The sequence below is a fragment of the Sporosarcina sp. FA15 genome, assembly GCF_051550195.1.
Classification (GTDB): Bacteria; Bacillota; Bacilli; order Bacillales_A; family Planococcaceae; genus Sporosarcina; species Sporosarcina psychrophila.
Window position 1 is genome coordinate 3783758 of the sequence record NZ_CP188818.1, and the last position, 15462, is coordinate 3799219.

The window sequence follows — 15462 nt, forward strand, 5'->3', positions numbered from 1 at the left end:
TCACAAATAAATTAGAAGTATTAAAAAATAGGAGGAGGGAATTTTAGATGGATAACTTATTCTTATTAAATAGTGTCTGGATTATGTTGGGCGCTATTTTAGTCATTTTGATGCAAGGTGGATTTATATTATTGGAAGCGGGCTCGACAAGGATGAAAAATGCTGGTCACATTGCCGGTAAAACTATATTTACATTTGGAATTGCCTCACTTGTTTTTTGGGCAGTTGGTTACGGATTTATATTTGGTGAAAATGGGAACTTTTTTGTAGGGTGGTCTGACTTCTTCTATTCAGGCTATGAAATAGAGGGAAGTACCTATTCGACTGCCGTATTCTTTGTATTTCAGCTTGCATTTGCGGGCATTTCATTAGCAATTGCATTCGGAGGCTTTGCAGAGCGGGCTAAACTTTCCACCTATCTTGTCTTTGCCTTGCTGTTCTCAATTATCGTTTATCCGGTAGTAGCCCACTGGATCTGGGGCGGTGGATGGTTGGCAGAGCATGGAAAACAGGATTTTGCAGGGTCAACAGTCGTCCATTTAACAGGAGCAATGGCAGCATTGGCAGCTACGATTTTATTGAAGCCAAGAGCTGGAAAGTACAACGTCGATGGGACTGCTAACAACTTGAGCGGACATAACCAGGTTTACACTACTTTAGGTGTCTTGATCTTATGGGTAGGTTGGTTCGGTTTTAACGCTGGAAGTACACTTGGAGTAGAGAATGGATTCTTCGGATTTATTGCCTTAAATACTAGTTTGGCAGCATCAGCGGGAGCGATAAGTGCGTTGCTTATCTCATGGGTTGCTTTAGGAAAATCCGATGTTCCGACAATGCTGAATGGGACATTGGCCGGACTTGTTGCGATTACTGCTTCATGTGCTTTTGTAGAGACATGGGCGTCGGTAATCATTGGCCTTGTTGCCGGAATACTGGTATTTTATAGTGCTAGATTTTTTGAAAGACGAAAAATAGACGATCCAATTTATGTGCTTTCAGTTCATGGTATTGCAGGCGTATGGGGGACCTTATCAACTGGGTTTTTTGCCTCACCCAGATTGGCAACTGTTGGGCATGAGGGGTTATTCTATGGTGGAGGATTCACTCAACTTGGGGTCCAGTTCATGGGCGTGACCGTATCGGCTGCCTATGCGTTTTGCGTATCCTTCGCAATTTTGTTTGTCATGAAAAAGGTGATGACGGGATTGAGGGTGACGGCAGAACAAGAAACAGTCGGTTTGGACTATAGTGAACATGGAAGCTTCGGATATCCTGAAGCATTATCGATTACAGGGAAACTTGACGAAATGAACACGGTATCTCCGTACGGAATTGAAACGCCTGTTCCTCAACCGATAACATCAAGTTCACTAAAAAAACCACCGAAAAAGGCACTATCAGTCAGTCCTCTTAGCACGCTAAATAAGTAGCCAGGTAAATGTTAAACTGCTTTCTCTTTTGGGAGTTGAACAGAATTACGTAATACCTAGCGTGCAAAGTTTCTTAAATTGCATATTCACAGAGTAGAGGTTAGATATGTACGTTATATCTAATCTCTATTTCTTTTCTTATTTTAGGAAGTGTCACTTTCTATAGGGGCTTACATGATGTGGAGTATAGGTCTTACTAAAGAACACATTGTACAATCTCCCTCGTTCGTACAAAATCCTATCAACGAAAAAATCAACATTATAAAAGTAGGCAATATAACAGTTTTAAATTTAATAGAAATCACCACCATATTGTAATAGGAAACTAAATTTTCGGTAAAATGAAAGAGTAAAGAAGGGTTTTTCAGTGTTTATCTAATTTTACAGTATCAGAAGAAAGAAATGAATGAATAATTTATTCTTGAATTATGGTAACTTGGTTAGAAAAACAGAATAGTATGCTATAATATGTATAACTTTAAAAGAGGAAGGAATGACGTGTGGACAATGAAGTACTAATCTTTTGATTCCGGAAACTGAATTTTTTATTCGAACGGAAAATAGGATTAGTCTGTCCACATTTAAATAAGTTCCTTCCTCTTTGCACGAACAAGAGGCTTTTTAGAGAACTTTGAATTTGGATGAATAATGACTAATCCTTCCGATTTTATGTCGGAGGGATTTTTGTATTCCCTCCGAACTTGGAGGAATGGATATGCTTATTGGAACATTAAATCAAGTATCAGTAGCACATGGTGAAACGGTAATCTTTGATGGAGTGTCTGCGGATATTCCGGAAGGGGTGTGCATTGCGATTGTTGGAGCAAATGGTGCGGGGAAAACGACGCTGCTGTCATTACTAGCAGGGGAGAGAGTGCCAACGTCAGGTTCAGTTAATTGGAATGGCAAGCCGCCGTCCATCACCTATTTTAGGCAGGAACAGGAAGACGAAGGGACAATCGATTGGGAACGGGCAGAAACCCATACGTACCGGCGGAAGTGGAAAGTACCGGAGCGTGCTGAATATAGTTCTGCAAGCGGCGGAGAGCGGATGAAGATGCGGCTGTCGTCTGCGCTCGCTGAGAAGAGCAGGCTGAACCTTTTGGATGAACCAACGAATCACTTGGACAGTGACAGTCTGGAAGAATTGATCCGGATCATCAATGAGGATGTTGGTACGTATCTGATCGTCTCCCATGATCGGCATTTCATCGACAGGACGGCGGATTTCGTATTCGAAATTGAGCACGGCAAACTGACGGTCTACAAAGGAAACTATACGCAATACCGGAATCTGAAGGACGCGAATCGGGAAGTCCAGTTGAAGCATTATGGACAGCAACAGCGAAAGATTGAGCAAGTGGAAGAACAAATCGCCGAGTTGGAAAATTGGTCTGCGAAGGCACATGCGGAATCGACGAAAAAGGGCGGAAGAATGATGGGGGCAAAGGAATACTTCCGGATGAAGGCGAAAAAACGCGATGTCCAAATCCGCTCGAAGCATAAACGGCTAGAAGGGGAATTGGAAAAAGATCGTATTGAGAAGCCTAAAGACGAAATTGGCGTGTCTTTTGACGTCAAAGGTGGGAAGAAAAAAGGGAAGCGAGTCATGGAGTTAAAAGATGTCCGAAAGTTATTCAGCGGGCATGAACTTTTTGCAGACGTCTCGTTTACTGTACAAGCGGGTGAGCGGATTGGTCTTATCGGTCCAAATGGTGCAGGGAAATCGACGCTTTTCCGGATGATACTTGGAGAAGAAAATTATAAAGGAAATCTCTGGAAAACGAACGGAATGACGATTGGTTATTTGAGTCAGACAGCAACTGACTTTCCAAAAGACATGACGATGGCGAATTATTTTCATGTGGATACGTTCCGCGAACAGGGCGTAATCCGTACACATTTGACAAACCTTGGATTTTCAAAGCAACAGTGGGACCTGCCGTTGTCGGACCTCAGCGTTGGCGAGCGGGTGAAGGTTAAATTGATGCAGTTCATTGTCGAGGAAACGGATGTATTGCTGTTGGACGAACCGACGAATCATCTTGATTTACCTTCTAGAGAAGAGCTCGAAAAGACACTGGAGACGTTTCCAGGAACGTTGCTTTTCGCCTCACATGACCGTTATTTCACAGAGCGAATGGCAGACGGGCTGCTTCTATTCGAGCAAGGGACAGTGCGGAAAATACCGCTAACATATGCTGAATGGCAAGCGCGCAGTGCCACAGTGCAACCTGAAAAGACTGCTGATGAACGTTTGCGGCTTGAAACGGAGCTGCAGGCAGTGCTGGGACAGTTGAGTATGATGAAACAAGGGGATAAAAGGTATGCTGACCTCGATAAGGTTTTTAATGAGTTAAGTAGAAGATTAAGGGCATTGAAGTGAATGGAGAACTCTACATGTTGAACAAATGAATAGGGCGTATACGCTTTACAGGGGATTTTGGGAAGCCACTGAAAAAGCCCTAGTACTTGGAATGGTTTAGGATTCCCACTAATACCGCTTCGACGCTTTGTGGATGCCTCCCGCGATAAGCCAGAAAGAAGACCGCTTTCAGTCTTATCGCTCCGGCTACCACGAAGTCGCGCCTTCGCTGGATGGTCTATGTAGAAAGTGCATTTCATTATCTGTGATGAAATCTGCAAGCTGGAGTGTGTCTTTCTTGAATATAATGAGTAGCAAAAAGTAATCACATTATATACATCTCAAATTCACATTTCTCTCGATAATGAACACCCTAGCGCAGGCGCGGCAAAGGGGTCGCCGAAGCTGTAAGACTGGATGCGAAGCGCTAATCCAGGCTTACGGTGAGAGGCATCCCCAAAGCGCCAAGCGTTCTACAATCCATACCCCGAATTACAACTCTCTGATTATTGAGCACCACAGTAGATTCAGTGGTATTCTTTAATTCAACATATATTGACAATGTTTTTTCCGAAACAAATAGTCTAGTAGTGTGAAGATAGTGGAAACAAAGTGTTTTGTGGATAGAGACCACTGAAAGGGTTCTGTATTTGCTTTAAATGAAAATAGTCATTCAAAACAGCGTCTGCCAAAAAGGGACGCTGTTTTTCATTCCATAAAAAAGTTTCAGCATCTAATGGCGAATACACAAGTTTCTGTAGATAAAACTTTCCGCTAACAAGTAAGAAAAGGTGGTGTCCATTTGGTATAATTTGAGTATAAGTAAAAATGAGCGGGGTATGGAAGACCAGTCTTGTCAAAGGGGGAGTAAATTGTGGAACGGTTTCCGGATAACATCCAATTCTGTTATGAGTGGCGTTCATATCAGAGACGCATACTGAACGAACTGGAAAGTCATCTTGTGAATGGGCATCTTCATCTCGTGGCGCCACCGGGATCTGGAAAAACGGTCCTAGGTCTTGAAGTTATGCTTCGGCTTGATCGACCGACCTTGATTGTTGCGCCGACCGTGGCCATTCGGGCGCAGTGGATGGAGAGGTTCACCGAGCTATTCCTTGGAAATGAACTTCCTACCTGGATGTCGACTAATTTAAAGAAACCTGCATTTGTCACGGTGACGACCTATCAATCGTTACATAGTCTATTTAATAGACGAGAAGAAAAAATAACCGATGATGATGAAGGTCAGACTGACGATGAAACGGTAGAAGACAGTTTTACTGGAAGTGGTGACGATCTAATCCGTGAACTGGATCAGATTGGTTTTGGCACACTAATATTGGATGAAGCACACCATCTTCGCACATCTTGGTGGAGGACGATGATGGATGTGAAGGAGAGACTTGGTGAACCTGTTGTCGTTGCGCTGACTGCTACACCGCCTTTCGATGTAGGTGCTGCAGAGTGGCAGCGTTATGTCGCATTGTGCGGACCGATTGATCTGGAAATATCGGTACCCGAGCTTGTGAAAGCGTCGGAACTTTGTCCACACCAGGATTTTATTCACTATTCAATTCCCGAAGCGGATGAAATGATGCGAATTCTAGAGTTTCGTGACGAAGTGGATAAGTTCATCGAGCAACTGATCAAGGATAAAGAATTTGTGATGTATCTCGAAAAGCATCCATGGATAGCTGAACCAGAAGCACATGTAGAGCAGATTTTGTCCAGTCCAGGTGTTTTTTCCAGTATGCTTTTGTTCTTGAAAAATAACGGTTCACAAGCATACGTCCATGCCCTGCCTATCATCGGAATGAAAGATGAGCAAATGCCGGAGTTGTCGCTTCCTTGGCTTGAAGAGTTGCTTACGGGCTTGTTATTTCAGGTGGATGATAAAGATGTCATTTTAAAGGACATACGAAAACGTTTAACGCGTATCGGGGCGGTGGAACGTCGGAAAGTCGTACTTCTTTCAAATGCGTCCATAAAGAGGGGACTCATACATAGTGCATCAAAATTGAAGAGTATAGAAGAAATTGTGAAAGCGGAAAAAGCGCTTCTCGGTGAACAGCTCCGCATGGTTATTTTGACAGATTACATTCGAGCTGCGGATATGCCATTAAAAAAGGGGGATGAGCTTCCATTTGCTCGCCTTGGTGTCGTCCCCATATTTGAAGTGCTGCGTAGAAACCTCGGTCCGTACGTTAAACCGGGGATCCTAACTGGATCGATTGTCGTCCTGCCAGTGAGTGCATGGTCCATATTTGAGGAGGCAGCAAATAACCGTGGGTTGACAGTCGTTGCATCACCGCTTGACGTTGATGCGTCCTTTATCCGAATTGAGGTAGGCTCGGGTGATCGGCAACAGATGGTCGCAATAATGACCGAAGTTCTCAAAAGGGGCGGCGTGGATGTACTAACCGGGACGGCCGCCCTCCTTGGAGAAGGATGGGATGCGCCTTGCATAAATTCACTTATTTTGGCGTCTAATGTCGGTTCCTTTATGCTGTCAAATCAAATGCGCGGACGTGCGATTCGGACAGATCGAAATGATCAGGCTAAAACGTCTTCCATCTGGCATCTGGTCTGTGTGGATAGAATTGATGCAGGTGGAGGAGCGGATTATGATAATCTAACGCGGAGATTTCGATCACTAATTGGCATAGGAGCAAAGCGAGATATCATCGAAACGGGCATTGCTCGACTGGAGACTGGGGCTCCCCCAGGCACGGTGGAGCGCGTTACCATGTTAAATCATGAAATGGTACAACGTGCAAGCAAACGGGACACTTTTTTCGTCCGTTGGCAAAGAGCCATTGATGGAGGCCGTGAAATGACCGAGGAAATCGTGGCGGATAAACGCTCCTTGCCGCGTCCATATTATTTAGATAACACATTGAGAGGTCTTTTGTGGATCACGGGGTTTATCGCTTTAGAAGCAGTAGTCGATTTTAGCAATCTTTTCCGAAAGCTTGGTGCGTTTTCATTCGGAGAAGGAATGGCGATTGCGACAGTGCTCGGGCTCCTTTTTGCAGCACCTTCTTGCTATAAAACGGTGAAGTTGTATAGCAAGCATCCTTCCATAGAAGCGAGTATGAAAGAGATTGCGGAAACTGTCTATGCATCCATGCTTCATGCAGGTGCTGTTATAACGCCACTCCATAACAAGATGATCCGGGTGACGCGAGACGGCGGAGGGACATATACATGCTGGCTTGAAGAAGGGACGACGCATGAGAAGACAATCTTCATGACCGCATTGAAGGAATTTCTTAATCCAATTGAAAATCCACGATATATACTAATTCGTAAGGCAGGAAAACTTTGGAAGAGATCTGATTATCATGCTATCCCGCAAGTAATCGGACAAAAGAAAGAATACGTGAGCTTTTTCTTGGAAGAGTGGAAACGCCGGGTTGGAAAGTCAGATTTCATCTACACAAGAACTGTCGAGGGGCGTCTTAAACTGCTAGAAGTGCGGATGAAGGCATTATCCAGTTCGTTCGTACCAACAGTAGAACGGACCAGTGGATGGCGATAAGAAGGCATGTATATATGTTGAATTAAAGAATCCCATTGAATCTGTTATGGTACTCAATAATGAGAGAGTTGTAATTCGAGGTGTGGATTGTAGAACGCTTGGCGCTGTGGGGATGTCTTTGCCTCGCGAGCGCTAGGGTGTTAATTATCGAGAGAAATGTAATTTTGAGATGTCTATACCGAGATTATAATGTGATTACTAGTTGATACTATTCATAGTCAAGAAAGATGCACTCTAAGTTGCAGATTCCATCACAGATAACGAAATGCGCTTTCTCAAATAGGCCATCCAGCGAAGGCGCGACTTCGTGGTAGCCGGAGCGATAAGACTGAAAGAGGTCTTCTTTCTGGCTTATCGCGGGAGGCATCCACAAAGCGTCGAAGCGGTATTAGTGGGAATCCTAATTCATTTCAAGTACAAGGGCTTTTTCAATGGCCTCCCAAAAGCCCTTGTAAAGCGCATACGCCGGATTCATTTATTGAACATATTTAGTGTAGTTTTAAGTCGGAGATAGTCGCTAAGAATTAGCTCCAATTGGTGGTAAAGTAAACGAAGAGGTCATGTAAGAAGACTGCAGAATGGAGGCTGTTCATGAAAACGATTACGATTGAAGAGATAGTCAATACGTTTTCATTGGAAGTGTTAAGCGGACACGACCAATTGCATCGTATTATAAAAAAATCCAAAGTGCGTCGTCCAGGATTAGAGTTTATGGATATATTTGACTTTATTGCAAAAGAACATGTTCAAATTCTGGGGAAAAATGAAGTTAATTACCTTCATACGCTGACGTTTGAGGAGTGTATGCTACGGATTGCAAATATTGTTCAATATGCGCCCCCATGTATCATCATTACATCCCAGCAGGAAGAGCCACTGGGCCTGATTCAATACTGTACGGAAGAGAAAATTCCGGTGTTACGTACTCGTGATTCCACGAGTGAATTGAGTGCGAAATTAGATGCGTATGTTGTGAAAGCAATGGCTCCAGAAATTGCAATACACGGCGTTTGCGTCAATGTATCGGGAATGGGTATTCTACTCCGCGGCAAGTCTGGTGTAGGGAAAAGCGAGACGGCTCATACATTGATTGGTCGGGGACATCGGCTTGTAGCAGATGATGTCGTGGTGTTGAAAAAGCTTAGCCCACAAACATTACTCGGCACGCACGACGAAAACAGCAAAGAATTTCTTGCGTTGCGTAGTATTGGCTTGTTAAATGTGGTGCGCCTTTATGGAAGAGCCGCTTTCCAGGATGAAACGCGGATTGCACTGGACATCGAATTGACTAAGTGGAAAGAAAATGACTTGAATAATGAATTAGAGCAGGAAACGAAGTTTGTGGAATACATGGACGTCCAGATTCCGCATATCCAAATTCAACTTCAACCGGGGCGTGATATCGCAGGTTTGATTGAAGCCGCGGCGAATAACTGGTATTTAAAGCAGCAAGGTTATAGCGCAGTAGAGGAATTCATGAAACGGATTGAGTCAGATACGCCTTAGTATTGAGTAGCTGCGTTTGGTGGGTTTGGAATAATTAGTAGGAGTACGTAAACACGTGAAAAAGAGTAGACATTCAAATAGATGTCTACTCTTTTTCACGTTTTTTATTTTGGTGTATGAAATGGTTGTCATTTTGTCTTGTTTGGCCACCTATTATTAGTCAGGTTACTCCTAGATGTAGCTGGGGGCCTGGAGTGTGGCGTAAGCTAATTGGTGATTGATGATACTATTTAACCCGTAAAGGCATGTTAGAGGTGAATCTGAGAAGCCGAAATTGCTTGGTCAACAGCTCGCATGCTTGTAATGAAGGTGGGAACAGATCGAATAACAACTTATAATCACTGGCACTTTAGAAAAGTAAGGGAATGTCTAATGGGTTTTATTTGTGAAATACCCTTTTTATTGAATGGTAAGCAAGCTCTGCTTCAGCTTGAAGTTAGGAAGGGAAGGGGAAGGAGGGCTTATATCGAACTTGAGTAAACGTCCATCTTAACTATTTTTGTGGATGTATACATTACAGTGTACTTGTATACGTTAATGTATACATTTGTAAACATTAATGTGTACAAGTGTACAAACACGTACGCAACCAGTGGTGGCGCGTGTATACGCTAATGTGTACAAGTTTACAGCTGGGTACACATTATTACATTTGTGTGTTAAATAGTTGAATTGGATTGACCTGCCAACAAAATTCCAGTACCATTTCAATAGAAAGATAGAATAATTGGGGAGGATGATTTTTATGACAGAAACACGTATTGCAGCAATTGACGTAGGAAACGATTCATTAAAAGCCATTTTCGGTAAATTGGAAGCAGAACTCAATATACCCAATGTAATTGCACAAGATATTGCAGATCGTCCGATTATCGGCATTGAAGAACTAGACAACCAAGAGCCTACTGATGGCATTCATATTCGTTTGCACTCTCCAACATTAAAAGATAACAACGCTATTTACCGTGTTGGGAATCTTGCTACGAAAAGTGGTAATTCAACTGAACTAGATCCAGGTAGCAACAAATCTGAGGAAGATCAAACTTTGGTGATGTTGTTCGCGGCACTTGCAATAGATGCAGCTCGTGATGAGAATAAAGGTATTTTTAAACGTAATAATAATGTAATTGAAGCTACGTATACACTAGGTACAGGACTTCCACTGAGAGAAGTAAAGGAAGGGAAAGACGTTGGTTATCGTTCCCAATTGCTTAGCTCTGTTCACCAAGTAGAGTTTTTGGTTACACCTAAATATCAAGGTATAAAAGTAAATATTAAATTTGATGAAGTAAAGGTTTATCCGGAAGGCTTTGCTGCGTTTATCAACCTTGTAATGGATAATAATTTAAACATCATTAATAAAGAATTAATCGATAAACAAATCTTGATACAAGACATCGGTGGGTTATCAACGGATGTTGCGGTTATTAGGAATCGTAAAGTTGATGATGATAAGGCACAAGGCTTTAACTTGGGTGTTTCAGAGTCTCTGGATGCTATTCGGGAAGAAATTTATGTTAGACATGGCGTAGAGTTGGACAGTCGTCTAGATGTTGTGGACATTATAACGAAGAAAAATAACCGTAATCATATTATGGTAAAAGGAAGCCGGACAAGTGTTCATGACATTGTAGACCGGATTCTCTTGGAGCTAGCGAAAAAGCAATACCGCCATTTACGGAATGTATGGGCAAGAAACTCGCAATCTGAGATTTGCTATTTCATTGGCGGAGGCTCTATTGTCCTTAAAGACTATCTTAAAACGTTAAATAATAGCTTAGATGGTTATAATATCGATTTCTTTGAAGATGAAAAAGAAAGTGTTTGGATGATGGCCAACGCTTATTACAAGTTAATTTCAGACTTTGCGAAAAAAAATCAACAAGTCAAAATTAAAGAAGAAGAAAAGTTAGTTAAAACAAAGTAAGGTGACTATGCATGAATGACGCGGGATTAAAAAGGGGACAGCCCATTACATTTCGTCTCCCATCAGATACATCTGACCACACACTAAAGCAACTGCAAAAGTTAAAAGAAGTCGAAAGAAGAAACTTTTCCAGTAAAATTGCGGAGTTCGTGATAGATGGGGTGAATGACTCACTTTTAAAGCATAGAGAGGCCATAACAATTCCGCTCCCAAAAGGGTTAACTAAAGCGCAACGTGATTGGTTAAAGCACGAACATTCCGAGGCGCTACTAGGGAGTATCGTCTATCAGTTGATGTCCGATCCAATCCGCACAGCATCTCTCTTTGCATCATTGAACAGCAATGCAATAGATGTAAATGCAGCATTATATTTGCAGGAAGAAACGAGCGCTGCCGTTGAGGTGGAAACAGAACATCAATTGATTAACATAGAGGATGATCTGGATAATTTTGATTGGGAACAGTTAAAGGAGCCAGAAGAAACCTCTGTTGTAGAAGAGGAAGACCCTCTAGCTGACTTCCTTGCTCAGATGAATAAATAATAGTGAGTGCCTGCATAAGAAACCACCATGAATGTTTAAATTTTCATGATGGTTTATTGTACAGGCACTTTTTGTCGTGATTTCTAAGGAATCTAAGACATTGAGATGTTTTCTTTGGAGCATACAAGGGAAAAAGAGTAATAGGGATGACTACAGCTAGTTTGCGAATGGGTTGTATGTCTATTTAGTAAGAAGAATGGGGTGAAGCGGGTATGGAAAAAGTTATTTACATCGTGCGTCATTGCTCCGCAGAAGGACAGGCACCACACGCGGAATTGACTGCTGAAGGGATTTTGCAGGCGGATCAGCTTGTAGCGTTTTTCGAAGATATCGAAGTGGAACGGATTATTACGAGTCCGTTTTCTCGTGCACGTCAGACGGGCTGGCCTATAGCTGAGCGGAAGAAGTTGCATGTAGAGGTGGATAGTCGGCTTATGGAGCGCGTGCTAAGTTCAATGGATTTCGAGGATTGGTTGATAAAGCTGGAAGATACGTTTTTTGACCTTCATCTAAAATATGAAGGTGGGGAATCTTCGAGTGAAGCGATGTCGAGGGTCTGTGATGTTGTGGATGAGCTGGGTGACGGTTCGCGGACAGTGCTTGTGACACACGGGAATTTAATGGCGCTATTATTAAGGTGTTATGATGAGCGATTCGATTTTGGGCAGTGGCAGGCACTGACGAATCCAGACGTGTATGTTATACGGATTAAGGATGGGGACTCAGAAGTGGAAAGAATTTGGGGTTCTGAATAAAAAAACAGGCCGCTGTGATGTCGGCCTATCTAGGTTTTAGTGAATGTTAACCCATTGTAAGATTAGTAATAATGACCACTGCAATAATAACGAGTGCCCCGAAAAGACTGATCCACATGGATTTGTCGGGATTATTCGGTCTGCTGTCTGCTTTATGCATAAACTGCGCCTTCTTTCTGTTTATGTCATTAACTATACTCTTATCGACGATAGAATGGAATAAACTGTTACCACGTGAAACGAGTTTATTATATATATTGAACCTATTTGATGGAGTTTTTTATTTCCATTACTCTATGCTTCTATTGAAAATGGACCAAACATTCCCACAATCTCACACTAGATATGTTACACTTGCTACAAAGCTGAATAGTTTAACAACCACTAGGGGAGCCTTTTTTAGGCTGAGACGTGCATGAATGCGCGGACCCTTGGAACCTGATCCGGATTATACCGGCGTAGGAAAGTGGGTACGCCTTTTACGAATAGTTAAATGGCTAGCCGCTTTCTTACGCCACCGGGAAGCGGCTTTTTAGTATAAATAAAAGGGTGGCGAATCGAATGGTACGTGTGGCATTGACAATTGCGGGGTCGGATAGTGGTGGTGGTGCGGGTATTCAGGCAGACTTGAAGACGTTCCAAGAATTGGGTGTTTTCGGTACGTCGGCACTGACAGCGGTGACAGCGCAAAATACATTTGGAGTGACGGCGATACAGCCGGTTGACACCGCTATTATTAAAGCGCAAATACAGGCAGTTATTGAAGATTTTGATGTTAAAGCGATTAAGACAGGGATGCTCTTTTCGACAGAAATTATCTATGCAGTGGGAGAGGCGTTTCATTGGAGCGGAATTCCACTTGTCATTGATCCGGTAATGATTGCGAAAGGGGGTGCTTCATTGCTAGAAAGACAGGCGGTTGAAGCGTTGAAGACTGTACTTGTACCTCTTGCAGCTATTGTTACACCTAATATTCCAGAAGCAGAAGTGCTTGCAGGAATGGAAATAAAGACGAATGCAGACATAGAACGAGCGGCGAAACATATAATAGCGTTGGGCGCGGGGGCGGTTCTTATTAAAGGGGGCCACCGGAAAGAAGCGCCTTATGCGGAAGATCTGTTCATGGGGGCTGACGGGGAACGGTTCTCGGTTCGCGCACCATGGATTGATACGAAAGATACGCATGGAACAGGGTGTACGTATTCGGCGGCACTGACAGCGTTTTTGGCAAATGGGGAAACGGCAGCGAATGCAGTTGTTTCTGCAAAATGTTTTATCCACGCAGCAATTGAAGATGGACTTAAAATTGGTGGCGGCCATGGTCCGACGAATCACTGGGCATATGGACGCCGCGGTAACAAGACAATGGAAGGGGTTGTAGTTTATGGATAAGCAAACAGTTAACTTATATTTCATCATGGGTACAGTGAATTTGGCGGGACGCGACCCGTTACATGTCTTAGAAGAGGCGTTAAAGGGTGGTATAACGAGCTTTCAATTACGTGAAAAAGGGCCTGGTGCATTAACGGGTGAAGAATTGAAGGCTTTTGCACAAGCGTGTCAGCAATTATGTGAACAATATAGTGTACCTTTCATTGTCAATGATGATATAGGTCTTGCGATTGAAATTGGTGCAGACGGTATTCATATCGGGCAGGAAGACGGATATATTTCAGCAGTGCGTGACAAGGTTGGTCCAGACATGCTAATAGGTGTTTCTACGCATAATGTAACAGAAGCGATTGCGGCAGCTGATGCTGGGGCTGATTATATCGGTCTAGGTCCAGTTTATGAGACACAGACGAAAATGGATACGCAACCGGTTATTGGTATCGAGACAATTAGGGAAGTGGCATCGTTGTTACCTGGCTTACCAATTGTTGCGATTGGCGGAATTTCAGAACGCAGAGCCGGTGCTATCATTAAAGCGGGTGCGTCAGGGGTAGCGGTTATTTCTGCAATTTCTGGAGAAGAAGATCCTGGAGAAGCAGCAAGTCGTTTAAAAGGTGCGGTCCTTCTTTCATTAACAGGTATTGAAATGTAATGTTTAACTGCTCGCGAAATATACCACACTTCCAAGTAAGGGGTGTGGTGTGCGGATGAAAAAGAAACTGTTTGAAATACAAACCGTTTTGCATAAGGCAGATCTAATCTATTTCACATGGAATGATGTCGGCGGAACTTACAAAGTTTATAGAGACGGGCATCATTTGTATGAAGGAACGGTCTCTGAATTTAGTGACGGTGATTTCAAGCATGCGAAACTATATAATTACGTAATCGAACGTGTTGAAGATGGTATTGTAATTGACGTTATTGCATTGCAAACGTCAGCATTTGCTGAACAGAAAAACAAAGAAAGTCCGCTTCAGTCACTTGTCATGACAACGATTGTCGCAAAGACGCAAATTGCATTGTCTTGGGAGGAAATTAAAGATGTCGCTGAATATGATGTCTACCGAAATGGGACGCATATGACAACGGCGGTCGGTAATTCTTACATCGACAGGGATTTTTCGTTGGATGAAATCTATACGTATACGATTAAATCTAAGCGTTCACTTGCGAAGTCGGAAGAACGATTCAACGTCTTTCAGTCGATTGTCTCCACTGTTTTTGGGCTGTTGAATCCGGTTTCGTCGAAGGCAGAAGCGGTGATTGAACAGTTTTCGGTGACAAAATCCATTGCCAAGCCGAGGGAGTTGCTGACGCCTGTTCAAGACAGAGTTCGTCTCCCGAATGTAGATAGGTGGGGGTTCCGCTACATGACGTTTTTGCAGGATGACTGGGTGTTGAATCCGAATCTTTTATCGCGAAATCGTTATTTTAAAGGGGATGACAGGGGATTCGATTCAAATGGAGCCAGTTATCGGACCCGAGTGGACATCGAACTGGCATATGACCTTGAACGTTCTCCGTTGACGTTTACAAGGGATGTTGGGCCATCGATTGTCTATGATGCTTTTAAGCGCTTTAGGAAACAAGCAACCGCTTCACACGATGGGATTACGTTGAAACGGACAAATCACGGGGAAGACGAAGCGGGATTTCATCTTCTGCATGCTGTCGGCAATCCCCTTACAACGGCCCCTGACATTAACTATGAAGTGCGGGCAGTTATGAGGCAGGACGGAACGTTTGATATGACGGGTTACCACGATCAGGCGCCCCATCATGAGATTTACCTGATGCGCGGTGAAGAGAATGAATGGAAACCAATTCACCAAGCGGAAAGTAAGGGGCTCGCGTGGATGTCCGAGGTAATTGCTTGGCAGTACTGGCGAATCTCTAATTTTGAATAGTAAACAATGAACTCCTTCCGTTGTCATAAATGGAAGGAGTTCATTGTTTATCCGGAAAGGAAAAATATGAGTTGCGTAGATAGCGAATTATGCA

The 15462-nt window shown here is 43.2% G+C and carries 10 protein-coding genes and 1 riboswitch; all 10 genes read left to right on the forward strand.

Annotated elements, in window-relative coordinates; genetic code table 11:
* Nucleotides 1–47: 47 nt before the first annotated feature.
* The 10 genes from ACP8HG_RS17850 to ACP8HG_RS17895 all read left to right on the forward strand — a co-directional run bounded on the left by ACP8HG_RS17850 (nucleotide 48) and on the right by ACP8HG_RS17895 (nucleotide 15368).
* Nucleotides 48–1430 carry an ammonium transporter gene (locus ACP8HG_RS17850; RefSeq protein WP_438297472.1) on the forward strand — a complete coding sequence of 461 codons (1383 nt, stop codon included), beginning with the start codon at nucleotides 48–50 and terminating at the stop codon, nucleotides 1428–1430.
* A 715-nt stretch (nucleotides 1431–2145) separates the two neighbouring features.
* The gene (abc-f, locus tag ACP8HG_RS17855; protein WP_438297474.1) at nucleotides 2146–3816 is read left to right on the forward strand and encodes a ribosomal protection-like ABC-F family protein; all 1671 of its coding nucleotides are present in this window, start codon (nucleotides 2146–2148) and stop codon (nucleotides 3814–3816) included.
* An 853-nt stretch (nucleotides 3817–4669) separates the two neighbouring features.
* Complete coding sequence (locus ACP8HG_RS17860) at nucleotides 4670–7336, forward strand: DEAD/DEAH box helicase family protein (protein ID WP_438297476.1); 2667 nt, start codon at nucleotides 4670–4672, stop codon at nucleotides 7334–7336.
* A 591-nt stretch (nucleotides 7337–7927) separates the two neighbouring features.
* The gene (gene hprK / locus ACP8HG_RS17865) at nucleotides 7928–8842 is read left to right on the forward strand and encodes an HPr(Ser) kinase/phosphatase (RefSeq protein WP_067204553.1); all 915 of its coding nucleotides are present in this window, start codon (nucleotides 7928–7930) and stop codon (nucleotides 8840–8842) included.
* Between the two features lie 745 nt (nucleotides 8843–9587).
* Nucleotides 9588–10769: a ParM/StbA family protein gene (locus ACP8HG_RS17870; RefSeq protein ID WP_067204556.1), complete on the forward strand. Its 1182-nt coding sequence runs from the start codon at nucleotides 9588–9590 to the stop codon at nucleotides 10767–10769.
* A gap of 11 nt (nucleotides 10770–10780) precedes the next feature.
* A complete protein-coding gene (locus ACP8HG_RS17875; RefSeq protein ID WP_187046424.1) occupies nucleotides 10781–11311 on the forward strand; it encodes a hypothetical protein in 531 nt (176 codons plus the stop codon).
* Nucleotides 11312–11523: 212 nt separating this feature from the next.
* Complete coding sequence (locus tag ACP8HG_RS17880) at nucleotides 11524–12066, forward strand: histidine phosphatase family protein (RefSeq protein ID WP_438297479.1); 543 nt, start codon at nucleotides 11524–11526, stop codon at nucleotides 12064–12066.
* 376 nt (nucleotides 12067–12442) lie between these two features.
* Nucleotides 12443–12548, forward strand: a riboswitch (TPP riboswitch).
* Between the two features lie 79 nt (nucleotides 12549–12627).
* A complete protein-coding gene (gene thiD, locus ACP8HG_RS17885; RefSeq protein WP_438298675.1) occupies nucleotides 12628–13458 on the forward strand; it encodes a bifunctional hydroxymethylpyrimidine kinase/phosphomethylpyrimidine kinase in 831 nt (276 codons plus the stop codon).
* Nucleotides 13451–14110, forward strand: coding sequence for a thiamine phosphate synthase (thiE, locus tag ACP8HG_RS17890; protein WP_067204577.1), 660 nt, complete (start codon nucleotides 13451–13453; stop codon nucleotides 14108–14110). The genes thiD and thiE overlap by 8 nt, the downstream gene beginning before the upstream one ends.
* A 55-nt stretch (nucleotides 14111–14165) precedes the next feature.
* Nucleotides 14166–15368, forward strand: coding sequence for a DUF3238 domain-containing protein (locus tag ACP8HG_RS17895; protein ID WP_438297481.1), 1203 nt, complete (start codon nucleotides 14166–14168; stop codon nucleotides 15366–15368).
* The last annotated feature ends 94 nt before the right edge of the window (nucleotides 15369–15462 follow it).

Coding starts and splice junctions, on each gene's coding strand:
- ACP8HG_RS17850 (WP_438297472.1), top strand. CDS start 48: ATGGATAACTTATTCTTATTAAATAGTGTCTGGATTATGTTGGGCGCT.
- thiE (WP_067204577.1), top strand. CDS start 13,451: ATGGATAAGCAAACAGTTAACTTATATTTCATCATGGGTACAGTGAAT.
- ACP8HG_RS17895 (WP_438297481.1), top strand. CDS start 14,166: ATGAAAAAGAAACTGTTTGAAATACAAACCGTTTTGCATAAGGCAGAT.
- ACP8HG_RS17875 (WP_187046424.1), top strand. CDS start 10,781: ATGAATGACGCGGGATTAAAAAGGGGACAGCCCATTACATTTCGTCTC.
- ACP8HG_RS17870 (WP_067204556.1), top strand. CDS start 9,588: ATGACAGAAACACGTATTGCAGCAATTGACGTAGGAAACGATTCATTA.
- thiD (WP_438298675.1), top strand. CDS start 12,628: ATGGTACGTGTGGCATTGACAATTGCGGGGTCGGATAGTGGTGGTGGT.
- hprK (WP_067204553.1), top strand. CDS start 7,928: ATGAAAACGATTACGATTGAAGAGATAGTCAATACGTTTTCATTGGAA.
- abc-f (WP_438297474.1), top strand. CDS start 2,146: ATGCTTATTGGAACATTAAATCAAGTATCAGTAGCACATGGTGAAACG.
- ACP8HG_RS17880 (WP_438297479.1), top strand. CDS start 11,524: ATGGAAAAAGTTATTTACATCGTGCGTCATTGCTCCGCAGAAGGACAG.